Source organism: Chitinophaga sp. 22308 (assembly GCF_052045305.1).
Lineage (GTDB): Bacteria > Bacteroidota > Bacteroidia > Chitinophagales > Chitinophagaceae > Chitinophaga > Chitinophaga varians_A.
Map to the genome: position 1 here is coordinate 183337 of NZ_JBQEOP010000002.1, position 24902 is coordinate 208238.

Consider the following 24902-nt stretch of genomic DNA (forward strand, 5'->3'; position numbering starts at 1 on the left):
CTGCATTTTTTTTGTTGGGTTGATAGTACTTATTGGGGTCTAAGGCAGTTAGTAGTTCAGAAAACTGATTGTATTGTTCGTGTTGTTGTTTGCAACAGTCATCATTTATTCATTTGTAAACATGCGTTTCCGAATTAAGCTAAAAGCCACTCAACCAGCAGCCGTCATTCCAATTAATTACCCTTACGCCTTATCGGCAGTGATTTTTAAGATATTACACCAGGCGGATGAAGCATATGCAGCTTTCCTCCATGACAGAGGATATTCCCGTCCCGGCTCCCTCAAAGTATTTAAACTGTTTTCTTTTTCAGAGATCCGTACAGCCTTTCGCATTGAAGGAGACCGTTTCCGTTTTCTCACTGATGAGGCGATGTTCATGATCTCTTTTCATTTGCCGCAGGCTGCCCAAAGTTTTATCCGGGGGCTGTTTCTCGATGAAACCATTGAAATCGGCGACCGTCGCAGTCAGGCGGCGTTTGTCGTGACAGAAGTACATCCCACGCCGACGCCGCTGGAAAACATTTCGGACAGGGAAGTCCGGGAAATCCTGCTGCAGCCGTTCTCACCGCTGGTTTGCGGCACCAAAAACGACCGGGGATATTATGATTTCCTGTCGCCACAGCATCCTGATTTCGTGACGCAGCTGGTGCATAACTGGCGTGAGAAATTTATCACTATGTACGGCGAAGACCAGGCAGACACGCTGTTTGATCCGGTCAGCGTAGAAGTGGTGATGATGGAAAAACCACCCAAATCACGGCTGGTGACTATTAAGGCTGATACACCACAGGAGACGAAGATCCGCGGCTACACTAACTTCCGGCTCAAAGTCAAAGGCGCGGGGCAGGCGCTGAAGCTATTGGCAGATGCCGGCGCAGGCGTATATAACAGCTCAGGCATGGGAAGCCTGCATATCCTGTGAGATGTTTTTTAAGAAGCTTATTTTCCCTTTTTTATACATGTACACCGCCTGTTGCTTTTTTGAGTCGATCTAACAGGAAAATCTATTCACTTCAAATATGTTTCAATAGTTGCTGCAGTGAAATAGAATGTGGAAAGTCGTCAATCGTCAGCATAAATTTTATGTTTGGCGGTTGGCGATTTTTATTTGAACTATTTCCGCCAACTCATGACAAACAATTCCTTTGTGAAAGAAATGATAACTTTACGGTGGCGCTGATGAAGCTGAATGCTAAAGTTAGTATGTCAGGTGCTTACGGACTAAACCCAAAACGATGTATTGGTATTACGAATTAAGAGCTGATGATACCTATAGCCAGAAAATGTTGACCAGTGACGTACTCAGCGTGTTGGGCGCTATGGGAGAACTGCGACGTATCGGTAATCAACAGTTCACTAATATGGAAGGATTCCCATGGATGACCGTTGCAGCCATTAATTCAAGTAATGGTAACTATGGCCGGGAGGAGGATTTTAATAGTGAATGGGTTACTTTGATCGCCGTGGTAGGGTCACAAGCGGACCCTGGAAATGAAGCCTTCTATGTGGATTTGTTAACCAGGATCGCTGAAAAATTAAACTGGGAGTTAATACTGGAAGTAGGTAGCGATGGTAATACAGATGTTGTATTAAGAGAAAAAGTATCATAAAATAACAAAGGCTTGCAGCGCTGCAAGCCCTTTCTATAAGAGAAAAATTTCTACAATCCTTCATCCACCAGGTACAACACCGATTCATAATTCTTCTTCACCGCCGCAGACATCGCGATCTCACACGTCTTCGTAGAAGAATAATATCCATCATGCTCGTTACATTTCACTTCCATTGACTCAGGACGTGTAGCCGACGCCGTTAGCTCGGGAAACAAGAACCCGCGATCTCCGGCCATGCCACAGCATCCTGCGTTTTTAGGCACAATCACTTCTTCTGCAAAAAACTGTGCTACACGGACAAACTTATGCCCGGTCTTCATTTTCTCCAGTGAGCACACCGGGTGCAGCGCGATACTTTTTTTCTTGTTGACAGCCGTTACTTTCGGTAGCACGAAATCATGCAGGAAGTCTACGGCATCAAGGATCTGCAGCTGATCGAATTTCTGTTTGTTGGCATCTGTGAGTGTAGGGCGCACATGATGCAGGGTGTAAGCGCAGGAGCTGACATCGATGACTACCGGCAGCGTGCCCTGACGGGTATCGTCCCACAGCTTGTCGATGATATGATTGGCGGTATGCTGGTACGCATCTTTATATCCTTTGGAAGAAAAGATCTGGCTGCAGCAGGTACCGCTGAGGTTATCAGGAACGACTACGGAGATACCGGCTTTGTCACATACGCTCAGGAAGGTCTCCATGAGGTTTTTGGATTTCCCTTCGTAGGTGCCGAGCATACGGGAGATACAGGCCGGGAAATATACGATGGAGGCATCGGCAGACTGCCGCGGCTGAAGGATGTTCAGCTTAGGCGCAGGTGACAGCTGCGTGGACCACAGCGGCACGGAAGGAATAATGCTCCGGATGCCTTTGGTAAGGTTGGTCATCGCCTTGGCGCCAAATACCTGGTTAATGCCGGTACCGACCTGAATGGCTGTCCTGGCGGCCCATTCCACAGTTTTGAAATGTTTGGCCACCTGCAGCGCGAACTTGTTGGCCGTAGCCGAATGGTTTTCCCGGCGCAGGCGTTTCACCAGATCGCCGGTATTGATGTCTACCGGGCAGGCGGTGGCGCATAGGCCGTCCACTGCGCAGGTTTCCAGCACATCGTACTGGTACTGGTCCAGGAGGACTTTATAATTGGCCTTGTCGCCGTTTTTCTGCAATTGTTTGAGCGCCCTGCGGATAACGATCCTTCTGCGGGGCGTGGTGGTGATATCACGACTGGGACATTTATGTTCGCAGTAGCCACATTCGATACAGCGGTCCACCTCTTCTTCTACGGTAGGCAGCTCCTTCAGGTGCTTGAGATGCGCGCGGGCATCGGGATTGATGATCACACCGGGATTGAGCAGGTTATGCGGATCGGCGGCCTCTTTGACCTTTTTCATGATCTCATAGGCGTCGCCGCCCCATTCTGTTTCCACGAACGGCGCCATATTACGGCCCGTGCCATGTTCTGCTTTGAGGGTGCCGTCGTATTTGTTGACTACGAGCGCCACCACGTCCTGCATGAAAAGCTCGTAGCGGGTCACTTCGTCGGGCGTGTTGAACGACTGCGTAACAACAAAGTGGATGTTGCCATCTTTTGCGTGCCCGAAGATGATGGCGTTGAGATAATTGTATTGAACGAAAAGCTTCTGCAGATCGAGGATGGCGTCGCCGAGTTTGGCCACCGGGAATGCGATGTCTTCCAGGATAACGGTGGTACCGCTGGCGCGAACGGCGCCTACGGCGGGGAACAGCCCCTTACGCACTTTCCAGAAGAAAGCCTGCTCGGCCGGGTTGGTGGTGAACACCGGCGGTTCGGACATATCAAGACTGGTGGCGGAAGCCATGAAACCGTTGACACGGGCGTCGAGGGCGGCCTGCGTTTCTTCCTGGAATTCTATCAGCAGCGCGGCAGCTGTTTCGGGCAGCGTTTTCACGATGGCGGGCATGCCGTCCATATCTTCTACGGCGCGCAGGGAAGCCCTGTCCATCAGCTCCACCATCAGGGCGCCGGCATTGGTCAGCGGCACAATAGCCTGGCAGGCGGCGTAGATGGTCGGGAAATACAGCAGCGCGGTGGATTTGTAGGCATAGTCCGGCACAGTGTCCATCACAGCTTCGGCGATGAACGCCAGGGTGCCTTCGGCGCCTATCAGCAGGTGGGCCATGATGTCCAGTGGATGGTGATAGTCGATGAAAGCGTTCAGCGCATAGCCTACCGTATTTTTGGTCTGGTACTTTTGGCGGATACGGTCGTGTAAAGCCTGGTCTGCGGCGATCCGGTCGCGGAAATCAGCCAGGCTTACAAACAGCGGCGCACACTCCATCTCAAAACGGGCATAATCATTTTTATGCTCTGTACTGAAGGTATTGCCATCAGGCAGGATAAATTTGATATAGCGCGTGGTATGGTAGGAATTGAGCGCTACGCCACAACACATGCCGCTGGAGTTGTTGGACAGGATACCGCCCATCATGGCGGAGTTGATACTGGACGGATCAGGCCCGATTTTGCGGGCGTGTTTTTTCAGATAGGTGTTCACCATAGCCCCGGTGATGCCCGGCTGCACACGCACGGCCTGCCCGTTTTCCTCTATCTGTATTTTATTCCAGTACTGGCTGAGGTCTACCAGGATGCCATCAGTGATGGACTGGCCGGAAAGACTGGTGCCACCGGTACGGAATACCAGCGGAATCCGGTGCTGCTGCGAAAAACGAAACAACGCCACGATCTCTTTTTCACCGATCGGTTGTACCACCGCCTGCGGCACCAGGTGGTAGAAGCCTGCATCTGAGGCATATGAGATAAGATCTATATACCTGGACTTGATACGATTATCAGGTAAGATGTTTTTGAGTTCGTGTGCAATGTTCATGGCGACTTTCCTTATTCCTTGACTGGTTGAATTTCACATTATGGGTAGCAAGTTATATAACTTTTATATCTTTAGCCACCGCTTTTCTTAATAACCACTATCAACCATGCCCGGAACTAAAAACCTGTTGCCATTTTTTCTATTGGCTGAATTTCTTTTGATAACACCTGTACTGGCCCACGCCCAGCAACCCTCTAAAGATACGGTGCTTCCGCCTAAAGTCCGCCAGCTGTCGGAGATCTCTGTTGTGCAACAGAAAGCGCTGGTGGAGCGGAAGACAGACCGTGTGATCTACAATGTGACCAGTAGCGTGAGTGCTGCCGGCGCCAACGGACTGGAGGTAATGGCCCGGGTGCCGGGACTACGGGTGACAGACAACCTGGTCGCCATCGCCGGCAAAGGTGCGGTGAAGGTGATGGTCAACGGACGGATTATCCCGCTGGCAGGGGAAGACCTGCAACGGTACCTGAAGTCCATGTCAGCAGGAGAGATAGCCCGCGTGGAAGTGATCACCAATCCGTCGGCCGCTTACGATGCAGATGGCAATGCCGGTCTGATCAATATCGTTACGCGGCGTGACAGGAACCAGGGCTTCAGCGGGGAAATCCAGGCCAGCGGCAAATTGTCGGACTACGGTTTTAAACCGTTGTATGGGGTGACTAACTACGGCACAGCGGCGGTAGGTGGCAATTTCAGCTACAATACCCATAAATGGTCGTTCTATGGCAATGCCAACTACGAACATGGCCGCTTCCTGGAAGGCTTCGGCATAGACCTGCAATATCCGAATCAGTTCTGGTCACAGACGGACACCGGCAACTATAAAATCCGTAATCTCAACCTGGTGCTGGGTACGGACTACAAGATAAGTAACCGCACCACCATCGGATTTAACTACAGCGGCGCCCGTACCGCCTACATTGGTGATGACCATGTGAACAACCCGGTGTATAACACCCGCGGGCAGCTCGATTCGCTGCTGCGGACTTTTGCGACCTATCAACCGGTAGCCTGGAGCACAGGGCTGAACCTGCACCTGGTGACAAAGCTGGATTCCAGTGGCAGACAGCTGTCTGTCGATGCCGATTATTTCAACTACTACCGTACCGATCAGTCAGACTTCGTCAGTCAACGGTATGACGGAAAAGGAGATGCCATTGCCAACGGCACCACCAAATATTTTGACACCAACAAACAGGCCATCAATATTTACACCCTGAAAGCCGACCTGCATTGGCCTACCACCTTTGCTGCCTACGCCTTCGGCGGAAAACTGAGCTTTATTGATAACTACAGCAACGTCTTCTATTATAAAAATCTCCATGGTGAAATGGAGTATGATAACAACCTGAGTAACGAATACGACTATACGGAAAATACGCAGGCGGTATATGCCACCGCATCTAAAGAAGCGGGTAAATGGAAACTGAATGCCGGCCTGCGTATGGAAGCCACACAGACAAAAGGGGTTTCCCATGTGCAGGACAAAACCATGAACAACAATTACGTGAAGCTGTTCCCGTCTTTCTCCGCTGCCTGGAATTACAATGATGATAACCATTTTGCTTTTACGTTTGGTAAACGTATCAACCGGCCGGTATTCTGGGACCTGAACCCCTATAAGTCGCTGACCACCGCCTACAGCTACCTGGAAGGCAACCCTTACCTGCAACCGGAATACAACAGCAACTTCGAGCTGTCGCATCACTGGCGCGAACGCTTTACTGCCGCAGCTTTTCTGAATATCACCAACAACGGCTTTAACCGCATCACCCTGGCCATGCCGGATGATCATACCGTATATACCACACCGTTAAACTTCCTGAAGATATACCGCTATGGCCTCTCTGCCAGCGCTACGCTGCAGCCATTGCCCTGGCTGGAAAGCATTAACCAGGTGAGCGGTTATCATACCGACGCCCGCAGCGCGCTGCCCAATATCCCTGATATTGATGGCATGAGCGTATACCTGGCCACCAATAATAATATTGCGCTTAATAAAGACAAAACACTGATGGTGGCGCTCAATTTCTGGTGCCAGTTCCCCGAAGTGGACCATAATGGCAAATCCAATACCTACTACAATATGGACCTCGGCATTAAAGCCCTCTGCCTGCAAAACCGCATGAGCATTGCGCTCAACGGGGCAGACCTGTTCCGGTCCAGTGCCAGTGTCATACGGTCTGAAGTGAACTACATCCCGCAGACGTTTACCCATTTTCAGGTGAACCGTCATATACGCCTCTCCGTTAGTTACAAACTGGGACAATCTACCCGTAAGCGGGAAATACGGGGCACCGGCAATGAAGAGGAGAAGAAACGAACGTGATCCCGTCCCGGGGCGGAAGCCCTGGGCTACGATGTGATTCAGGCTGTTTTTCTGGAGATTTAAAATTAATTGGATGGTGGTTTTTTCTGTAGGATCGCTGCTGTGGCTTCTTTGATTGTAATTTGAAAAGTTGTTTTAAAAAGTTGTTCAATTTTCAATTTATTGCTTTAGCTTTATGGTAAAATCAGGTATATGGCAGGAAAAAAGGAACAGGATGCCAGCACAGAAGAAAGAATACTGGCAGCAGCACGGGTAGTATTTACCCGTAAAGGATTCGCGGCCACGAAGGTGCGCGATATCGCTGCGGAGGCGGATATCAACCTGTCGCTGGTCAATTACTATTTCCGCAGTAAAGAGAAACTCTTTGAAGTGGTGATGGCGGAAGCTGTGCAAAAGCTGGTATTTGAGATCAGTACCTTTTTTAATGATAAACAGCTGAGCATCCCGGAGAAGATCACCAAGGCGGTCAACTATTATATTGACCTGCTGTTGGAAAACCCCGATTTTCCCCTGTTTTTGGTCAATGAGGTGATTACGGGAGATGATATGTTTACCCGTTATGCACAGCAGAACACACTGTTCCAGTCGGACCTGTTCAGGCAATTATTTGCCATGAAAGAAGAAGGTAAATTATCTGTTCACCCGGTGCATATTATGATGAACGTAATAGGGCTGGTGGTGATGCCTTTTCTGGCGAGGCCACTCCTGGAGCGCAACGAGCTGGTGAAAGACGGAGAGTTCGTAACGTTGATGAATGAACGTAGAAAGCTGATCCCGTTATGGCTGAAAGGCATGTTGGGGTAACCGCCCCTTTTTTTGCAGATGGATTGAACAGTTTTTTAAAACAATAATTCAAACCGAATCATGCATCATGAAAGTATGTAAACTGCTGGGTTGTATCATGATGTTGGCCGGGCTGACGGCACAGGCGCAGCAACAACAGGCGCTGACCCTCGAAACATGTTACGCCTTGGCCAGACAGAACTATCCGCTCATCAAACAGTACGATCTGATAGCCCGTACCAGTCGCTATACTGTTGCCAATGCCGGTAAGCTATACCTGCCGCAGCTGACCGTGTCCGGGCAAGCCTCTTACCAGTCGGAGGTGGTGAACTTCGCAGCGGTGCTGCCGCCTGTCCCGGGCCTGCATCCACCGGAGCTTAGTAAAGACCAATACCGCTTACAGGGGGAGCTATCCCAGCAAATCTATGACGGCGGCGTCACCCGCTATCAGCAGGAAGCCAGCCTTGCCAACGAAAAAGTACAGCAACAGAACCTGGAAGTCAGCCTTTATGCTATCCGCGAAAGGGTTACCCAGCTTTATTTTGCGGTGCTGCTCATGGACGCGCAGCTCCGGCAGAACGCGCTGCGGCGCAGCAACCTCCAAAGCACGACCGACAAAATGAAAGCGGCGCTGGCTAACGGTGTCGCCTATAGGAGCAACGTAGCGGAGCTACAGGCGGAAATAGTGAATGCCGATATGGCCTCAACAGAATTCCGCGCAAACCGTAAAGCCTATCTGAAAATGCTGGCGACCTTCATCCACCAGCCGTTAAGCGATAGTGCCGTACTGGCATATCCGGACGCGGCCCGCCCGGCTGAAGGCATCCGTCGCCCCGAACTGGCATTATACGACTATCAGCAAAAAACATACGATGTGCAGGAGCGGCAGCTGAAATCAGCCTACCTCCCCAGGCTGAACGCCTTTCTGCAAGGCGGCTATGGACGGCCCACCCTCAATATTGTAAGCAACGATTTTGGTTCCTGGTGGATGGGCGGCATACGCCTCAACTGGTCGCTCGGCAGCCTCTACTCCCTTAAAAACAACCGCCGCCTGTTAGACATCAACCGGCATATGGTAGATGTCAACCGGGAAACATTCCTGCTCAACACTACGTTGACTATGCAGCTACAACAGGAGGACGTGGACAAGTACGCCGCCCTGATGGAGCAGGATGATGAAGCGATCCGCCTCCGTTCCGCCGTATTGCAATCTGCCAAGGCCCAGCTGGACAATGGCGTGATCACCGTACACGAATACATCTCACAGGTAAACGCAGAGAACCTGGCCAAACAGTCGCGTATCCTGCACGAAATACAGCTGCTACAGGCACAATACAACTATAAAAACACTTCCGGGAACTGATTAATTTCTTGTAACATGAAATACCATCTCATTTGGACAGCAACCGCCGTGATGATGATAAGTGCCTGCGGGGACGGCAAACCGGCATATGACGCCTCCGGCAATTTCGAAGCGGACGAAGTGATCGTATCTGCGCAACAGAATGGCGAAATACTTTCCTTCCCGGTGAATGAAGGCGATAAACTCAACGTCGGACAGGTGATCGGTCAGATCGATGTGACCATCCCGGCGCTGCAACAACAACAGGTACAGGCTTCCATTCAGGCCCTGCGGCAGAAAACCAACAACCCGCAGCCACAAGCCCTGCTGGTAGAACGGCAGCTGGTCGTACAGGAAGCACAGCTGCAACAACTCTACCACGAAAGAAAAAGAACAGAGAACCTCGTGAAAAGCGATGCTGCCACCCAAAAGCAACTGGACGATATGAACGCACAGGTGGACCAGCTGGAGAAACAACTGAACGTCACCAGGCAACAACGTAATCTCTATAATTCAAACATCGCTACACAGAACCGCTCTATCCTCAGTGAACAGGTGCCGCTGGAAAAATCGATGGCGCAGTTTGCAGAGCAGGTACGCAAAGGCCAGATCATCAATCCCGTGGCCGGCGTGGTACTTTCCCGTTACGCCCTGAAAGGGGAGATGGCCACGGTGGGCAAACCATTATACAAAATCGCCAACATCGATACATTGTACCTGAAAGCTTACGTGACGGGCATCACCCTGCCTAATATCAAACTGGGGCAGGAGGTGCAGGTACGTATTGACCAGGGGAAAAAAGATTACAAGAGTTATCCAGGCACCATCACCTGGATTTCGGATAAATCAGAGTTCACCCCGAAAACCATTCAAACAAAAAATGAAAGGGCCAATCTCGTATATGCGATCAAGGTAAGGGTGAAAAATGACGGTTATCTGAAAATAGGCATGTATGGTGAAATGCTGATCCATCAATAACAGCAACATGAACGCAGTCGTATTGGACCATATTACCAAAACGTATGAAGCCGGCAAAGTGCTGGCGGTGGACGATGTATCGCTGGAAGTGGTCGCAGGTGAGCTGTTTGGACTGATCGGCCCTGATGGCGCCGGCAAGACTTCCATCTTCCGCATCCTGACCACGCTGCTGTTGCCCGACAAAGGCGCTGCGTCTGTCAACGGTCGGGATTGTGTGAAAGACTACAAAGCCATCCGCCGCAGCGTAGGCTATATGCCCGGCCGTTTTTCCCTGTACCAGGACCTGACCGTGGAAGAGAACCTGCACTTTTTCGCTACGCTCTTTGGTACTACCATTGAAGCCAATTACGACCTTATCCGCGATATCTACGAACAGATAAAACCATTCAGCGACCGCCGTGCCGGCAAACTGTCCGGTGGCATGAAACAGAAGCTGGCACTGTGTTGTGCGCTGGTGCATAAGCCGGAAGTGCTGTTCCTCGATGAGCCTACCACCGGTGTGGACGCAGTGTCCCGCAAAGAGTTCTGGGAAATGCTGCGCAGACTGAAACAACAGGGCATCACCATCGTGGTGTCTACGCCTTACATGGATGAAGCGGTGCTCTGTGAACGTATCGCGCTCATGCAGGGCGGAAAAATCATGTCAGTGGACACACCGGCCAATGTGATCGCTACTTTTCCGGTAACGCTATATGCGGTGAAAGCGGCCAATATCTACCGCCTGCTGACATCACTGCGGGAAGATGCGGCCATCGACAGCTGTTACGCCTTTGGCGAATATGTACACGTAACTTTCAGGGAAGATACCGGCCGTGATTTGCAGCAGTGGCAGCAAAGCCTTGCTGCAAAAGGACATGAACAGGTGGAAGCAAAAAAAATCAGTCCGTCGATAGAAGACAGTTTTATCCGCCTCATGAATGAAAAACAAAATGCGCAGCCATGAATGACAAGGTGATCGTATGCGAAGAACTGACTAAACAATTCGGCGATTTTGTGGCCGTTAATCATATATCCTTCGACGTGAGAAAAGGGGAGATATTCGGTTTCCTCGGCGCCAACGGCGCGGGGAAAACCACTGCCATGCGTATTTTGTGCGGACTGTCGTATCCTACCTCCGGTAAAGCCATGGTGGCCGGCTTTGATGTATACAAACAACAGGAGTCCATCAAAAAGAACATCGGTTATATGAGCCAGAAATTCTCCCTGTATGAAAACCTTACGGTGGTGGAGAACATAGAATTTTTTGGTGGCGTATATGGCGTGTCCCCGGCAGAAATACGTCGCCGCAGCGACCAGCTGGTGAATAAACTGGGACTGGCGCAGGAAGCGAAAAAACTCGTTCGCTCGTTGCCGTTAGGCTGGAAACAGAAACTGGCTTTTTCGGTGGCTATTTTTCATAACCCGCAGATCGTTTTCCTGGATGAGCCTACCGGCGGCGTAGATCCCATCACCCGGCGGCAGTTCTGGGACATGATCTATGAAGCGGCTGCTTCAGGGATCACGGTGTTCGTCACCACGCACTACATGGATGAAGCGGAGTATTGCAACCGGATTACGGTAATGGTAGACGGGAAAGTGGAGGCACTGGATACGCCCGGAAACCTGAAATCCAGGTTCCAGGCTGCTTCCATGGATGAAGTATTTTATCAACTGGCCCGCGGCGCAAAGAGGTCGGCCGATTAAAACGATGATATGAAACAGCTGTTGGTATTCATCAGGAAAGAATTTTTTCACGTGTTCAGGGACAAACGCACCCTGCTGATCATGTTTGGCCTGCCGGTGGTACAGATCGTGCTGTTCGGTTTTGCGCTGACGAGTGAAGTGAAAAATATAACCCTCACCGTTATAGACCAGGCGCGGGATGTAAATTCCACCCAGATCATCAACAAGATAAAATCCTCTTCCTACTTTATTGTCGATGAATCAGCGGTCAACTATGACGCGGTAAGCACGGCTTTTAAAAAGGGCACTGCCAAGTGTGCGTTGATTTTCCCCGCCGGTTTTGGTAACGACCTGCAGCATGCCGGTCAGGCGCAGGTGCAGGTGCTGACAGACGGCTCCGACCCCAATATGGCCAAAACGGTGATCAACTACCTGACGACCATCCTCACGGCCTACCAGCGTGAGATCAGTCCGGGCGCGCAGCTGCCGTACAGGATTATCCCGGAGCAACGCATGTTGTACAACGAAGAGGGAAACGGTTCGCTGAACTTCATTCCCGGCGTAATGGCACTGGTGCTGATGCTGGTATGCACGGCGCTGACCTCTGTAGCGGTGGTGCGCGAAAAAGAACTGGGCACCATGGAAATACTGCTGGTATCGCCTTTTCAGCCCTTGCTGGTATTGCTGGCAAAGGCGGTGCCCTACCTGGTGTTGTCGCTGGCCAACTTTACGCTGATATTGATACTGGCTGTTTTTGTGTTGCATGTGGAAGTAAAGGGAAGCATCATTTTACTGTTCCTGGTGAGCACTTTGTTTATCATTGCCTGTTTATCTATCGGGCTGATGATCTCCAATACTACTAACTCCCAGCAAACGGCCCTGCTGCTGTCGATGATGGGCATGATGATACCCACGCTGATTTTTACCGGGTTTATGTTTCCGCTGGAGAATATGCCATGGATCTTCCAGATGATCTCCTACGTAGTGCCCGCCCGTTGGTATTTTCTGATCATTAAGGCGGTGATGCTGAAGGGGCTGGGCTTCTCCTATATCTGGAAGGAAACGGCGGTATTGCTGGGGATGACGGTGACCGCGCTTTCCATTGCATTAAAGAACTTCAAAATCCGTTTGTCATGAAGGTGCTGCGTTTCATTCTGAAGAAGGAGTTCCGGCAGATTTTCCGTGACAAGACCATCCTGGCCATGATGCTGGTGATGCCGACGGTGCAGCTGATCATCCTGCCACTGGCCATGAACTTCGATGTGAAGCATGTGAACCTGGCGGTGGTGGACAACGATCACAGTACCTGGTCGCAACAGCTGATCAACAAAATAGGTGCTTCAGGTTATTTCCGGATTATAGCGGCGGCGCCTTCTTTCCGTGAGGCGCTGGGATATATTGAAAGGGAACAGGCCGATGTGGTGCTGGAGATTCCGCCGGGATTTGAGCGTAACCTGGTGCGGGAAAATGAACAGCATATAGGCGTGTCCGTTGACGCGATCAATGGTACCAAGGCTGCGCTGGGAGGTAGTTACCTGTTGACCGTTATCGCTGATTTTAACCAGCATGTCCGGTTGAACGAAGGTGGGAAATTTGTTCCCGGCAAAGGCATGAATATCGGTATCACGTATTCCAACTGGTACAATCCTCTGGCCGAATACCGCTTCTACGTGGTGCCTGCGGTGATGGTGCTGTTGCTGACGCTGATCGCCGGTTTTCTCTCTGCGTTGAATATTGTGCGGGAGAAGGAGATGGGGACGATTGAGCAGATCAATGTGACGCCGATTAAAAAATGGCAGTTTATCCTTGGGAAGCTGATTCCATTTTGGGTGATGGGACTGGTGGTGTTTACGCTGGCGCTCACAGTGGAGCGGGTAGTGTACGGTATATGGCCGGTGGGCAGTTTCGCGTTGCTGTACCTGTTTGCCGCGGTGTACCTGGTGGCGTTGCTGGGGTTTGGCCTGCTGGTATCTACCTATACCGATAGCCAGTTGCAGGCGATGTTTGTGGCTTTCTTTTTTGTGATGATTTTTATGCTGATGAGCGGGCTGTTTACCGCGGTGGACAGTATGCCTGGCTGGGCGCAGGACATCGCTGCGCTGACGCCGGTGACACATTTTGTGAAAGTAGTACGGATGATTGTGCTCAAAGGCAGTGCGTTTGCCGATGTGCAGAAAGAGTTCCTGTACCTCGTGGGTTTTGCGGTAGTGCTTAATAGCTGGGCCATCTGGAACTACCGGAAAACCAGTTAGCCCTGCTGTGTTTTCCAGCAGCGATAGGCTTCCGGCATGCAATGTCCGCAGGGCCGGTATCCATGTGCCAGTGCTTCTGTTTCTCCCGAAAAAAATACCCTGTTGCCGGTTAGCATTCTTTTGCCGGAACGGCAGGAGAGCAGTCCGTATATTTTAAGCCTGCGGTTGCCGCCCAGCGTCAGCCGCCCTTCCTGCCTGAGCCGGCATATCTGCCGGTTGCGCGCCATAGCGCTCTTTCCCATTGCTGCATGATAAAACATAATGCCTCAGGATAACGCGTCATGGAAAATAATGCCCAGCGTATGCCTGTTACCGTTATGGATCGGGCTGACGCCGTGTTTCATGTTTACCCGGTAATAGCCCTTGCTGCCTTTCACAGGTCTGAAGTTGGTAGTGAAGATGAGCATGCTGCCTCTCCGGGGTTGTAATACATTGGCTTTTGATTGTGCCCGGGGGATTTGTTCGGTGAGGACGAACTCGCCGCCGGTATAGTCTTCTCCAGGCTCATTCAGGAACAGCACGATCTGTAACGGGAAATAAATATCGCCGTAGAGGTCCTGGTGCAGCGTATTAAAACCACCGGCGCCATATTTCAGGATGAGCACCGTGGGCTTGTCCTGCCCGGCGGTTTGGCATTGTTGCAGCAGTGCTTCGTGCGTGTCCGGAAAAGTCTTTCCTGTTTGCAGGACGTCCATCCATTTGTTGGCCACAGGGGCAATATGCGTATATACCGTTTGCCGTATCGCGGTGATCAGCGTGGACAGCGGATATTTAAAGTACTTGTATTCCCCGCTGCCAAAACGGTAGCGCTCCATGACGATCGTTTTGCGGTACAGGTCGGGCGAAGCATAATTTCTGATCAGCTGGTTACATTCTTCTTCTGTCAGCACATGGTCCACCACACAAAACCCCTTGTCGTGCAGCGTTGCTGTAATGTCTTTCCAGTCCTGTGTTTCCAGCCGTTTGATGATGTTGCTCATATGTCGTGATTATATCATTACAAAAGTAGGACGGCTGCCATTCGTCACAAACCCGTTTCTTGCGGTTTTGAAATGTATTATCGGTTTTATAACTTTCGGTTATGGATGATAATCAATTGTGATGATAACAACTCTGAGGCTGCTATTATCTTTGAGCTATTGAATTGTGTTCGGAAACTATAGTACAATGAAAAAAGACTGGATTCCCGTTTTGCTTTTTGCCACTACCGGCCTCGTAGTAGCAAATGAATGTATCAGCGCCCGTCGTCAAAAGAAAAAAGATGACGAGGCTTACGCCGCCTGGCTTACGACCCACCAGCCGGAAAATGTTTGGAGTGGCTCAGCCAGCAGCCAGATACCTAATTCCACAGAGCGTGGCCGCCTGATACAATATGGCCACGACCTGATCGCCAACACCGCGCAATACCTGGGACCGCAGGGCGCCGTTGCGCAGATCTCCAATGGCATGAACTGCCAGAACTGCCATCTGAAGGCCGGTACGGTCCCTTATGGCAACAACTTCGGCAAGGTATATGCCACGTACCCGTTGTTCCGGGCACGCAACAACGGCGTACAGACTATCTACGACCGTGTGAAGGACTGCTTTGAAAGGAGCCTTAACGGTCATGCGCCGGACACCGGCAGCCGGGAGATGCAGGCCATCTACGCCTACATACAATGGCTGGGCGAAGATGTGCCGAAAGACGTCAGGCCACCAGGCACCAGCATCATGAAGCTGCCCTATCTCGACAGAAGCGCCAACCCTTCCGCCGGTATGCTGGTGTACAAAGAGAAATGCAGCAGCTGTCATGGTAAAGAAGGAGAAGGACAGCCCAGCCCGGTTGGTCCGGGGTATAGCTATCCGCCTTTATGGGGACCGCATAGTTATAACGACGGTGCAGGACTTTACCGCTTAAGTAATTTCGCGGGCTTCGTGTATAACAATATGCCGCTGGGCACCAATTACCACAACCCGCTGCTTTCAGAAGAAGAAGCATGGGACGTGGCGGCGTTTGTCAACAGCCGGCCCCGGCCACATCTTAACCAGGACAACGACTGGAAAGTAGTGGCGAAAAAGCCCGTGGATTTTCCTTTCAAACCTTACACCGACACTTTTTCGGAGGAGCAACATAAATTTGGTCCTTACCAACCGATAAAGGAAGCACAACAACGCACAAAATAAAAACCCAGATATGAAGAAATTCCTTGTAGTTCCACTGATGATGATGATGTATACCGGTTACGCACAAACGACCGACGCACAGCTGCGAAAAAACCGCGAATATACCGGCGCTGTGGCCAAACAGAAGCAGTACCACGCCATCTATCAGCTTGACAAGAACGATCCTAAAGTAATCCAGAAAGCCATCCGCAATATCAATAACGCCTTGAATGACCCGCGTCTCAAAGGCAAGCTGCAAATAGAACTGGTGGCCTTCTCTGCCGGTACTGACGCCTATCTCAAAGGCAGCGAGTATGAAGAGGCGCTGAAAGCCCTGGTAGGCCGCGGCGTAATTGTGGCGCAATGCCAGAACACCCTCGAGGAAAGAAAAATTCCGAAAGAACAGCTGTATGACTTCATCGCACTGGTGCCCAGCGGCAATGGAGAATTGATCATCCGTCAGGCCGAAGGCTGGTCTGTCGTTAAACCATAATGCTGATGAAAAGATTGTTTTTTCCCGTCCTGCTGCTGGCAGGACTGACACATAGCGCCTATGCGCAAGACCACCGCTTCGATCCGCCGTGGAATAAGCCGCCGGAGAGCAAGGTAATGTTTACCGTGCCCGGCGTGGACAATGTGCCCGATCTGTATGGTGATATTAACGACCCGCAGCTGGTGGTGTTTTTTGCCGGAAACCAGTTTATGTGCATCGATGAACTGCTGGCGGCATTCAAACAACAGTACCCCGCTTATCAGCGCGTGTTTGCAGAAACGCTGCCACCGGGTATCCTGGCGCAGCAGATAGAAGGTGGCTCATTGACGCTGGGCAATATGCGGATAACACTGAAGCCTGATGTGTACACCGCCGGTAAAACACGTATCAACGCTATGACAGACCGCTTCAGCCGGACGGAAGTATACGCCTATAACAAACTGGCGCTGATGGTGCCTAAAGGCAATCCGGCGAACGTGAACAGCCTGGCCGACCTCGCAAAGCCTGGTGTGCGGGTGGCCATGCCCAATCCCGCCTGGGAAGGCATCGGCAAAAGGATAGAAGAGGCTTATGTGAAAGCGGGCGGTGAACAGCTGAAGCACCAGATCATGGACGTTAAAGTAAAGGACAGCACCACTTTCCTGACACAGATCCACCACCGGCAGTCACCCATGCGGATACTCTATCACCAGAGCGACGCTGCGCCGGTATGGTATTCTGAAGCCTGGTATCAACAGATGATCGGTCACCCGGTGTCGTTGATCACTATTCCAGATAAACATAATATAACGGCCACGTATATGGCCGGACAGCTGAAAAATGCGCCACATCAGCAGGCTGCGGCTGATTTCATGGATTTCCTGGTAAGTGACAAAGCAAAGGCTATTTACCGTAAGTACGGCTTTAGCGTAGAACAACCTGGTTGAGATGCAACATAAAAACAAAAGGTGGCTATCGGCCACCTTTTGTTTTTTATCTGCGTGAAGCTTGAAGATAGGTGCAAAAGTCTTTGAAAGAGGGAGCTATCAATATCGCCTCCTCACTTTCTTCCGGTATCATCAGTTTGATAACCCCGGTTTTTAAGTCCAGCCAATAATCATGGTCGCCGCCATCACCGGCAAAAGGAAGATGCGTTTCGCAGAATTTTTTCATGCCAGCGGAGTAGCGTTTTCTTTTTTCCCGAACATCCGGGATAGAAAGCAGCACGGGAGAATCATCTCCGGCATGCCGCGGAATAAAATAGAAAGACTCAATTTCCACATCGGTGTAGCCGTCTTGGGACACGTCATAAAAATGATCGCGGTAAAACACACAGCCTTTGGTGAAATACCCGCCGTTGGCCGCCAGCCAGAAGCTCACAAAGTCCTCCCCGCCATTAAAATGATCAGGGAACAAGGCATCGATGTCTGACACGGAAAGCGTTTCCCAGCTATCTTCGAGCAACAGATCATCTTTTAAAAAAGGAATCTTGTTAGTCATCTATCCGAAGTTATAGATTAGGACAACTGTCCCCAGTACATCCGGGTGGTATAATGAATGGTGATATACCCATCTTCCTGGAACTGGTCGAACAGCTGTTTAAGATCAGCCACCAGTGCCGGATATCGTTCATCCTCCCGGGATGGCATATACGAAGATGACAGCAGCCTGCCTTCCAGTCCCTCGTAATCGAACACCTGTTTGTTGGCGAACTCCGTGAGTGTTACGGTGGAAGGGTGGAAGAACTTTTCTATCACGGCAATATCTATGTTCCGGTGATTGAGCTCTTTATATTGTTTGCCATGGCGCTCTATCAGTTGCTCATAGGCCTTTTCAAAAGGGGAGCCGGTCATTCTTTCATTCCAGACGAGGAGCACATGGCCGTTCTTTTTCAGGATGCGCCGGAACTCTGTGTTGGCAGCTTCCTGGTTGAACCAGTGGAATGCCTGTCCGGCGACGATCACATCGATACAGTGTTTTTCAAGGGTAGTATGCTCCGCAGTGCCGTCTATAGCATTAAATTGCGGGTAGTCTTTCAGTAGTTCCTCACTTTTCTCTCTCATCTCTTTGTTGGGCTCCACGCCCAGTACCGTGTATCCTTTTTGCAGAAACAGTTGTGAAGATATACCGGTACCGGAACCGATGTCGGCCAGCAGCATGCCCGGCTGCAGTACCGCTTGTTGCTCCAGGTAGGTGATCATCTCTTCCGGATAGTGTGGCCTGTATTTTACATAGTCTTCCACACGGTTACTAAAGCGATTGGTATTGTTTTGCATACTTACAATATTAACAATATTTCACCGCTTTGGGAAACGTGTGGAAGAGGATGTGACGTACCTAGTAGGTTTTGTAGGCCGCTGCCACGTGTTCACTGCCATAACCTGCGTCTACGCCGCGTTGGAAGATGCCTTTAATAAAGGTGGGCACTTCCGTGGATATATTGGCTTCTTTGGCATGTTGGATAAACATGTCCATCGAGCCTGCACAGAGCCCCAGCGAGCTATGGTTTACCTTGTAGTTGCCTGATGCAATGATGTCACCCTGCTGTTTGAGCATTTCACCTAACGCCGGCGCCAGTTGCGCGATCATATTACCCAATGCGGCAGCTGTCAGTCCTTCTGACTCGAAAAGTTTGATGCCATGGAAAAATCCGCTCATGGCGCCAAAGAGCACAGAGAGGAAGCCCATGTCCCATGCAGAGGCGGCGCCGGGGTCGGTGCCCATATACTGCATTGCGCCCGCCACGGATTTTAATGTGGCTTCACTTTGCGTATAGGCTTCGTGGTTACCGGACATAAAAAACACAGTGTCAGGCCGGCCTATCTGGTCCGGTACAGCCATAATGGCGCCGTCAACGTAAGTGATGCCTTCCTTCGTGGCCCAGGCGTCAAGCTCGCGCGCTTCCTGCGGCGTGCCGGAAGAGAGCTGCACAAACAGTTTTCCTTTCAGTGCGGCGGCTGCCCCTGGCGTGTCCAGCAGCGTACGGCTGATGGGATAGTTAGTCACGCAGAAGATAACTACCTCACTGGCGGCAATGGCTGCTGTGACACTGTCTGCTACGAGGGCACCGGCTTCCTGCAGTGGTGCTGCTTTGGTGGCACTGCGGTTCCAGACGGTCACGGTATGTCCCTGCTGAAGAAAGGAGCGTACCAGTGCCGCGCCCATATCTCCCAATCCTATTACACTGACTTTTTTCTTTGTTGCTGTTGTCATCGCTATATAGTTTTTATCGTTGATGACACAAATGTCAAATGAATCACGATGCCGGACAATAAGGGCAAAAATCTTCAGATACGGACATTTTTTTCCGGGTACCTTTTATCCGCTGTTCGCAATGCGGAAAAAATACTGGCCGTAATTTTTCCTGATATCGAAAATGATTTCATTTTTCGTGAGATACTTTTGCATCCGGTCGATTACCTATAACACATTGTACATTCTTTTCCGGAAATGTAGCTCCGGACACTGACCAGACAATCATGTATCGTTAAGAAAGGCGGGAATTCCCGTCCGGCATCGTATTGCCTGTACCCAACGAAACGAACTAACAACATATAAACAATGCACATCAAAAAGATTCTACTGACAGGCTTTTTAAGTATTTTATCCCTACTCCTGTACGCACAGAGCAGCATCAGGGGAAAGCTGAAAGATGCGTCCGGCTCGGCTGTGCCGGGCGTGTCCATCAAAGTGCAGCATGGCACCGCCTATGCTGTTTCCAACATGGAAGGCTATTATCATATTAAAAACATCCATCCGGGCAAACATACGCTGTTGATATCTGCCGTAGGTTTTAAAAGCCAAAAGAAAGAACTGACGCTGAAAGAAGGTGAACAATTGCAGTTGAATATCGATTTGGAAAATGCTATCAGTGAGATCAACGCCGTATCGGTGATTGGCCGCTCTGCCAGCCAGGAAGTGAACAGGCAGGCGTTCAATGTAACGGCCATCGATGCAAAAAAACTCTATAACTCCACGCTTGACCTGTCACACGCGCTGGACCGTGTTTCCGGTGTAAGAGTACGCGAAACCGGTGGCCTTGGCTCCCGCATGAATTTTTCCCTGAACGGCTTTACCGGCCGGCAGGTGAAGTTCTTCCTGGACGGCGTGCCAATGGATAACTTTGGTTCCTCTTTCCAGCTGAACAATATCCCGATCAACCTGGCGGAAAGAGTGGAAGTTTATAAAGGTGTAGTACCTATCTGGCTGGGCGCTGACGCATTGGGCGGCGCTATCAATATAGTGACCAACACCAACCGCAACACTTATGTGGACGTTTCTTATTCCTTCGGATCTTTTAACACACACCGCTCCACGCTCAATGCCGGCTATACCTCCAAAAGCGGCTTCACCGTGCAGCTCAACGCTTTCCAGAACTATTCCGATAATAATTATAAGGTATGGGTCAATGTAGCGGATATCAATACCGGCGATTATTACCCTAAACAACATATCAGGCGTTTCCATGATACTTATCATAACGAAACCGTGATCGCCAACGTAGGTGTGGTGGGCAAAAAGTGGGCTGATAAACTATTGGTGGGCATCACCCTGGGAAAAAACTACTCAGAGATACAGACAGGCGCCCGTATGGTCAGCGTGTTCGGGGACTGGCACCGTAGAGGCGACATCGTTATGCCAAGTATTAAATACCAGGTGAAAGACATGTTCATCAAAGGCCTCAACTTCAGCCTTACCGGCAACTACAACCTGGGATACGAACAGAACATCGACACCATGTACCGCCGCTACAACTGGTTTCAGCAGTACAAACAGTACAACGGCAAAGGCAGCGAGCGTGAACGGTCTATGTATAAATTCCGTAACAATAACGGCCTGGCCACTGCCAATCTCAGCTACCAGCTTAGCGAGCGTCATTCCTTCATCCTGAACGACGTGTTCAGTACGTTTAGCCGTTCCGGTAAGGATGAACTGTTTCCCAATGATGAAAAATATGACCAGCCAAAGAAAGTACGCAAGAATATAATTGGCCTGGGCTACAAGTTTGACTACAGCGAAAAATGGAATACTTCTGTTTTTGTAAAGAACTATGCCCAACGCAACAGCTATTCCCAAAGCTACAATCCGTCCGGTAACTGGGGCGATGTGGCTTACAGCAAACAGGAAAGCAGCTTCAATAAAGTAGGCTATGGCGTGGCGTCTACCTACTTTATCAAACCCTCCCTACAGATAAAGGGTTCCTACGAAAAAAGCTACCGCCTTCCTGAAACAGAAGAATTATTTGGTGACCTGATCAATCTGGAAGGTAATGTAAACCTGAAGCCGGAGAGCAGTAACAACTACAACCTGGGTATCAGTTATCAGATGAATATACAGCAAGATCACCGGCTGAGTTTTGATGGGAACCTGCTGTACCGTGATGCCAAAGACTTTATCCGGCCTATGCTGAACCCCAACCAGACCAAACAAACCAACGGTAACCTGGCGGACGTGACCAACCTGGGCGTGGACGGAGAAGTACGTTACTCTTACAAACAACTGTTCACCGCAGGTGTGAACATGACCTACCAGAACCTGCGTAACAACACCCGTTTTGAAGACGGTCAGAAAGAACAAAGTCCGTTGTACCGTGACCGTATTCCCAATATGCCTTACCTCTTTGGTAATGCGGACGCGTCCCTCTTTTTCCATAATGTGCTGAAGAGAGGCAATACGCTGACACTGGGCTACAATTTCCTGTATGTACATGCATATTACCTGTCATGGCCCAGCCAGGGCGATGAGAAGCTGGAAATTCCCCGTCAGTTCTGCCAGGATGTGAACCTGGTGTACAGTCTTGCCAACGGCAGGTACAACATCGCAGTGGAGTGCAAGAACCTGGCTGATAACCGGTTGTATGACAACTTCACATTGCAGAAACCAGGACGGGCATTCTACGCCAAGGTGAGATACTTTTTCAATAAAAATTAATAAGGACAGCGGTTAAATAAACAGTCATGAAGAAAATCAGCAAATATTTGTTTCTGGCGGCAGGCATTGTGTTTTCCATGTCCGCCTGTGATAAGGACGATACCCTGAGTACAGAGGATTTCAAAGAATATGAGCCGCAGGGCAAAACCAAATATATTATAACGGCCACGCCTGTAGGTACTACCGGTATCGCCGACTACCTGCTGACAGCAGAGGACGTAAGCGGCGGTTCTATTTCCACCAGTGGCAATGGTAAAGAGCAGGATGGTTCTTACCGTTATTATCTCACCCATAAGGGACGTTTCTTTAGCCTGTTATATGGGCAAGGCAATCCCGGGGATGTGACCACCTATCGCCTCACACAGGAAGGTAAACTGGTGATGACCCGCTTTTTCCAGGCTGAAACTGTACAGGTCTTGGCCAAAGTGCAGGACGAATTGTTGCTGATGAAGGTGCCCCGTTCCGGTAATGAGAATGCATCCTTTTACCGCATTGACGCGTTGAAGTCAAGGGTGAACGGGGAGAAGCAGGTGAACATTGTGCAATTGGCGGCCAATGGCGAACGCGCGCATTTCACATGGGCCACGCAGGTAGGCAATAAAGTGTTTGCGCCCTATATGAGCATCAAAGGTTGCTGCGGTGATGCCTTCGGCACTGCTTATCCGGATAGCAGCTGGATCGCCGTATTCTCCTATCCTGACCTCAACCTGGAAAAAGTAATCCGTGACAACCGCACCAGCTTTATCGGAAATTACTTCAACAATGGACTGGCCGTCACCGAAAAAGGCGATGTGTATGGTTATTCACCGGCATCTGCGAAGAACGGCTCAAAATATACTTCTACAAAACCATCCGCTATTGTGCGTGTGTTGAACGGTACTACGGAATTTGACCAGTCCTATTTCTTTAATGTGCGGGAGAAATCCGGAGGGTATAACATCTCTGCCCAGATGTACCTGGCCAACAATAAAATGCTGCTGATGATGTACGATAAACCCGGCGCCTTCAGTGGTAACCTGAAACTGGCCGTAGTGGACCTGGCCAGCCAGACCTTTGAGTGGGCGAAAGGTGCGCCGGAAAGTGTTATCAGTACTTCTGCACCTTATAACAACAATACTTTGTCTGACGACGGGAAGACTGCTTTCATCGGACTGAACACGCCCTCCGGCAACCAGATATATAAGATAGACATCGCATCAGGCATGTTAATACCGGGAATGAAAGTCGAAGGTGGTACTATCACAGCGATCACTAAAATGATCTATTAATCCGCCGTTATGAAAAAGACATTGCAAAAGAAACAGAACAAGTCGTTGTTTTACCGGATCTCTGCCTGGCTGCATCTCTGGCTGGGGCTCATTTCCGGTATTATCATGGTCATTGTGTGCGTGACGGGCTGCATCTGGGTATTTAATGAAGAGATCACCGGATGGCTGGAGCCGGAGACGAAGATCGCAAAGCGGGATGCGCCGGTGATACAGCCATCGCGTATCCTGGAAATAACCGCGCGGGAATACCCGGGCAAAGCTGCCAGTTACGCCATCTACCGGGAAGGCAGGGTGATAGAGGTCAATGTAGGTGGCCGCCGCAGCGGTTCTACATTGAAGCTTGATCCCTACACGGGTGATATCGTCAGTAAAGTGACCCGTAAAGAGGGCGAAGTGGATTTTTTCCGCTGGATACTGAACGGGCATCGTTTTCTGTGGATGCCATATAAGATAGGCCGGCCTATTGTGAACTACAGCACGTTGGTGTTTGTGATCACACTGGTAACAGGGATGGTGCTGTGGTGGCCCAAAAAATGGACGAAGGCCACGCGGGAACAGAGCTTTAAGATCAAGTGGGGAGCCAGTTTCAAGCGGGTCAACTATGACCTGCACAATGTACTGGGTTTTTATGCGCTGCTGCTTTTGTTTGCCATAGGCGTTACCGGTATGGTCTGGGGACTGGAATGGTTCAGCAAAGGACTATACTGGGTAACTGCCGGAGGAAAACCGCTGCCGGAATATACGGAGCTGAAATCCGACAGTACTCAGGCGGTCAACAGCCACCTCACCTTGCCACAAGCGCTGGATAAAACCTGGTATGAGGTAGCGGCTAAAAACCCCCGTGCCACGGGTTTTTATATGGGTTTCCCGGATACGGCCAAAGCGGCATCGGTGATCTCGATGATTGTTTACCCCAGCAAGGGCCAGTATTACAATAATATCCGGTACGCATTTGACCGTTATACACTGGCGGAAATAAAAGACAACAGCGTATATGCGCAACGGTATGAAGAAGCAGGCTTCGGGACCAAACTGCGGCGCATGAACTATGATATTCACGTAGGCAGCATCATGGGACTGCCGGGCAAGTTCCTGGCTTTCTTTGGCAGCCTTATTGGCGCTACGTTGCCCGTCACCGGTTTCCTGATCTGGTGGGGGCGTAAAAAGAAAAAGCCGCGGCCGGCACCTGCTAAAAAAGCGGCGAAAGCTGCGGTCGCATAGAGAGGTACGTAACAATTATGCTGTGTGAGGCTGGCCTGTAAAAGG

General features: G+C 50.4%; 22 protein-coding genes. 16 read left to right on the top strand and 6 right to left on the bottom strand.

What is annotated here, in order from left to right:
- Positions 1–121 precede the first annotated feature (121 nt).
- Both cas6 and ACTJJS_RS07525 read left to right on the top strand, forming a co-directional pair.
- Positions 122–922: a CRISPR-associated endoribonuclease Cas6 gene (gene cas6, locus ACTJJS_RS07520; protein ID WP_440663140.1), complete on the top strand. Its 801-nt coding sequence runs from the start codon at positions 122–124 to the stop codon at positions 920–922.
- Between the two features lie 313 nt (positions 923–1235).
- Positions 1236–1610: a hypothetical protein gene (locus ACTJJS_RS07525; RefSeq protein WP_440663142.1), complete on the top strand. Its 375-nt coding sequence runs from the start codon at positions 1236–1238 to the stop codon at positions 1608–1610.
- A 50-nt stretch (positions 1611–1660) separates the two neighbouring features.
- Here ACTJJS_RS07525 and ACTJJS_RS07530 read toward each other — a convergent pair whose 3' ends face one another.
- Positions 1661–4477, bottom strand: coding sequence for an FAD-binding and (Fe-S)-binding domain-containing protein (locus tag ACTJJS_RS07530; RefSeq protein ID WP_440663144.1), 2817 nt, complete (start codon positions 4475–4477; stop codon positions 1661–1663).
- 106 nt (positions 4478–4583) lie between these two features.
- Here ACTJJS_RS07530 and ACTJJS_RS07535 point away from each other — a divergent pair, with 106 nt between their 5' ends.
- The 8 genes from ACTJJS_RS07535 (at position 4584) to ACTJJS_RS07570 (ending at position 13823) form a co-directional block, all read left to right on the top strand.
- Positions 4584–6806, top strand: coding sequence for an outer membrane beta-barrel protein (locus tag ACTJJS_RS07535; RefSeq protein WP_440663146.1), 2223 nt, complete (start codon positions 4584–4586; stop codon positions 6804–6806).
- Between the two features lie 192 nt (positions 6807–6998).
- Positions 6999–7610, top strand: a complete 612-nt coding sequence (locus tag ACTJJS_RS07540) for a TetR/AcrR family transcriptional regulator (RefSeq protein ID WP_168872324.1) — start codon at positions 6999–7001, stop codon at positions 7608–7610.
- A 67-nt stretch (positions 7611–7677) separates the two neighbouring features.
- Positions 7678–8952 (top strand): TolC family protein, encoded by a 1275-nt coding sequence (locus tag ACTJJS_RS07545; RefSeq protein WP_440663149.1) that lies wholly within the window; start codon positions 7678–7680, stop codon positions 8950–8952.
- 15 nt (positions 8953–8967) lie between these two features.
- Complete coding sequence (locus tag ACTJJS_RS07550) at positions 8968–9909, top strand: HlyD family secretion protein (RefSeq protein WP_168872325.1); 942 nt, start codon at positions 8968–8970, stop codon at positions 9907–9909.
- 7 nt (positions 9910–9916) lie between these two features.
- Complete coding sequence (locus ACTJJS_RS07555) at positions 9917–10852, top strand: ABC transporter ATP-binding protein (protein ID WP_440663151.1); 936 nt, start codon at positions 9917–9919, stop codon at positions 10850–10852.
- The gene (locus ACTJJS_RS07560; protein WP_168872327.1) at positions 10849–11592 is read left to right on the top strand and encodes an ABC transporter ATP-binding protein; all 744 of its coding nucleotides are present in this window, start codon (positions 10849–10851) and stop codon (positions 11590–11592) included. Before ACTJJS_RS07555 ends, ACTJJS_RS07560 begins: the two co-directional genes overlap by 4 nt.
- Positions 11593–11601: 9 nt before the next feature.
- Positions 11602–12708, top strand: a complete 1107-nt coding sequence (locus ACTJJS_RS07565; RefSeq protein WP_440663153.1) for an ABC transporter permease — start codon at positions 11602–11604, stop codon at positions 12706–12708.
- Complete coding sequence (locus ACTJJS_RS07570) at positions 12705–13823, top strand: ABC transporter permease (protein ID WP_440663154.1); 1119 nt, start codon at positions 12705–12707, stop codon at positions 13821–13823. Before ACTJJS_RS07565 ends, ACTJJS_RS07570 begins: the two co-directional genes overlap by 4 nt.
- On the opposite strand, the gene ACTJJS_RS07575 is transcribed toward ACTJJS_RS07570, so the two are convergent.
- Positions 13820–14065: an Ada metal-binding domain-containing protein gene (locus ACTJJS_RS07575; protein ID WP_440663155.1), complete on the bottom strand. Its 246-nt coding sequence runs from the start codon at positions 14063–14065 to the stop codon at positions 13820–13822. The genes ACTJJS_RS07570 and ACTJJS_RS07575 overlap by 4 nt on opposite strands.
- Positions 14066–14089: 24 nt before the next feature.
- Complete coding sequence (locus tag ACTJJS_RS07580) at positions 14090–14803, bottom strand: 2OG-Fe(II) oxygenase (protein WP_440663156.1); 714 nt, start codon at positions 14801–14803, stop codon at positions 14090–14092.
- A 187-nt stretch (positions 14804–14990) separates the two neighbouring features.
- Here ACTJJS_RS07580 and ACTJJS_RS07585 point away from each other — a divergent pair, with 187 nt between their 5' ends.
- The 3 genes from ACTJJS_RS07585 to ACTJJS_RS07595 are packed head-to-tail and all read left to right on the top strand — an operon-like array spanning position 14991 to position 17384.
- The gene (locus tag ACTJJS_RS07585) at positions 14991–15986 is read left to right on the top strand and encodes a c-type cytochrome (protein WP_440663158.1); all 996 of its coding nucleotides are present in this window, start codon (positions 14991–14993) and stop codon (positions 15984–15986) included.
- 10 nt (positions 15987–15996) lie between these two features.
- Positions 15997–16458, top strand: coding sequence for a DsrE family protein (locus tag ACTJJS_RS07590; RefSeq protein WP_440663159.1), 462 nt, complete (start codon positions 15997–15999; stop codon positions 16456–16458).
- A 5-nt stretch (positions 16459–16463) separates the two neighbouring features.
- Entirely contained in the window at positions 16464–17384 is a 921-nt protein-coding gene (locus ACTJJS_RS07595; protein ID WP_440663160.1) for a molybdate ABC transporter substrate-binding protein, read from the top strand.
- A 46-nt stretch (positions 17385–17430) separates the two neighbouring features.
- Here the strand turns inward: ACTJJS_RS07595 and ACTJJS_RS07600 are convergent, their stop codons facing one another.
- The 3 genes from ACTJJS_RS07600 to ACTJJS_RS07610 all read right to left on the bottom strand — a co-directional run bounded on the left by ACTJJS_RS07600 (position 17431) and on the right by ACTJJS_RS07610 (position 19728).
- A complete protein-coding gene (locus tag ACTJJS_RS07600) occupies positions 17431–17937 on the bottom strand; it encodes an SMI1/KNR4 family protein (RefSeq protein ID WP_440663161.1) in 507 nt (168 codons plus the stop codon).
- A 17-nt stretch (positions 17938–17954) separates the two neighbouring features.
- Entirely contained in the window at positions 17955–18713 is a 759-nt protein-coding gene (locus ACTJJS_RS07605) for a class I SAM-dependent methyltransferase (RefSeq protein WP_440663162.1), read from the bottom strand.
- Between the two features lie 61 nt (positions 18714–18774).
- A complete protein-coding gene (locus ACTJJS_RS07610; protein WP_440663818.1) occupies positions 18775–19728 on the bottom strand; it encodes an NAD(P)-dependent oxidoreductase in 954 nt (317 codons plus the stop codon).
- 270 nt (positions 19729–19998) lie between these two features.
- Between ACTJJS_RS07610 and ACTJJS_RS07615 the strand changes: the two genes are divergently transcribed.
- From ACTJJS_RS07615 to ACTJJS_RS07625, 3 genes are read left to right on the top strand one after another with little or no spacing between them, the layout of a single operon-like run.
- Positions 19999–22368, top strand: coding sequence for a TonB-dependent receptor (locus ACTJJS_RS07615; RefSeq protein WP_440663163.1), 2370 nt, complete (start codon positions 19999–20001; stop codon positions 22366–22368).
- Between the two features lie 26 nt (positions 22369–22394).
- Positions 22395–23636 carry a DUF4374 domain-containing protein gene (locus ACTJJS_RS07620; RefSeq protein WP_440663164.1) on the top strand — a complete coding sequence of 414 codons (1242 nt, stop codon included), beginning with the start codon at positions 22395–22397 and terminating at the stop codon, positions 23634–23636.
- Positions 23637–23645: 9 nt separating this feature from the next.
- The gene (locus ACTJJS_RS07625) at positions 23646–24857 is read left to right on the top strand and encodes a PepSY-associated TM helix domain-containing protein (protein WP_440663165.1); all 1212 of its coding nucleotides are present in this window, start codon (positions 23646–23648) and stop codon (positions 24855–24857) included.
- The last annotated feature ends 45 nt before the right edge of the window (positions 24858–24902 follow it).

What these genes read in the sequence shown, in the direction of transcription:
- cas6 (WP_440663140.1), top strand. Translation starts at nt 122, where the DNA reads ATGCGTTTCCGAATTAAGCTAAAAGCCACTCAACCAGCAGCCGTCATT.
- ACTJJS_RS07525 (WP_440663142.1), top strand. Translation starts at nt 1,236, where the DNA reads ATGTATTGGTATTACGAATTAAGAGCTGATGATACCTATAGCCAGAAA.
- ACTJJS_RS07530 (WP_440663144.1), bottom strand. Translation starts at nt 4,477, where the DNA reads ATGAACATTGCACACGAACTCAAAAACATCTTACCTGATAATCGTATC.
- ACTJJS_RS07535 (WP_440663146.1), top strand. Translation starts at nt 4,584, where the DNA reads ATGCCCGGAACTAAAAACCTGTTGCCATTTTTTCTATTGGCTGAATTT.
- ACTJJS_RS07540 (WP_168872324.1), top strand. Translation starts at nt 6,999, where the DNA reads ATGGCAGGAAAAAAGGAACAGGATGCCAGCACAGAAGAAAGAATACTG.
- ACTJJS_RS07545 (WP_440663149.1), top strand. Translation starts at nt 7,678, where the DNA reads ATGAAAGTATGTAAACTGCTGGGTTGTATCATGATGTTGGCCGGGCTG.
- ACTJJS_RS07550 (WP_168872325.1), top strand. Translation starts at nt 8,968, where the DNA reads ATGAAATACCATCTCATTTGGACAGCAACCGCCGTGATGATGATAAGT.
- ACTJJS_RS07555 (WP_440663151.1), top strand. Translation starts at nt 9,917, where the DNA reads ATGAACGCAGTCGTATTGGACCATATTACCAAAACGTATGAAGCCGGC.
- ACTJJS_RS07560 (WP_168872327.1), top strand. Translation starts at nt 10,849, where the DNA reads ATGAATGACAAGGTGATCGTATGCGAAGAACTGACTAAACAATTCGGC.
- ACTJJS_RS07565 (WP_440663153.1), top strand. Translation starts at nt 11,602, where the DNA reads ATGAAACAGCTGTTGGTATTCATCAGGAAAGAATTTTTTCACGTGTTC.
- ACTJJS_RS07570 (WP_440663154.1), top strand. Translation starts at nt 12,705, where the DNA reads ATGAAGGTGCTGCGTTTCATTCTGAAGAAGGAGTTCCGGCAGATTTTC.
- ACTJJS_RS07575 (WP_440663155.1), bottom strand. Translation starts at nt 14,065, where the DNA reads ATGGGAAAGAGCGCTATGGCGCGCAACCGGCAGATATGCCGGCTCAGG.
- ACTJJS_RS07580 (WP_440663156.1), bottom strand. Translation starts at nt 14,803, where the DNA reads ATGAGCAACATCATCAAACGGCTGGAAACACAGGACTGGAAAGACATT.
- ACTJJS_RS07585 (WP_440663158.1), top strand. Translation starts at nt 14,991, where the DNA reads ATGAAAAAAGACTGGATTCCCGTTTTGCTTTTTGCCACTACCGGCCTC.
- ACTJJS_RS07590 (WP_440663159.1), top strand. Translation starts at nt 15,997, where the DNA reads ATGAAGAAATTCCTTGTAGTTCCACTGATGATGATGATGTATACCGGT.
- ACTJJS_RS07595 (WP_440663160.1), top strand. Translation starts at nt 16,464, where the DNA reads ATGAAAAGATTGTTTTTTCCCGTCCTGCTGCTGGCAGGACTGACACAT.
- ACTJJS_RS07600 (WP_440663161.1), bottom strand. Translation starts at nt 17,937, where the DNA reads ATGACTAACAAGATTCCTTTTTTAAAAGATGATCTGTTGCTCGAAGAT.
- ACTJJS_RS07605 (WP_440663162.1), bottom strand. Translation starts at nt 18,713, where the DNA reads ATGCAAAACAATACCAATCGCTTTAGTAACCGTGTGGAAGACTATGTA.
- ACTJJS_RS07615 (WP_440663163.1), top strand. Translation starts at nt 19,999, where the DNA reads ATGCACATCAAAAAGATTCTACTGACAGGCTTTTTAAGTATTTTATCC.
- ACTJJS_RS07620 (WP_440663164.1), top strand. Translation starts at nt 22,395, where the DNA reads ATGAAGAAAATCAGCAAATATTTGTTTCTGGCGGCAGGCATTGTGTTT.
- ACTJJS_RS07625 (WP_440663165.1), top strand. Translation starts at nt 23,646, where the DNA reads ATGAAAAAGACATTGCAAAAGAAACAGAACAAGTCGTTGTTTTACCGG.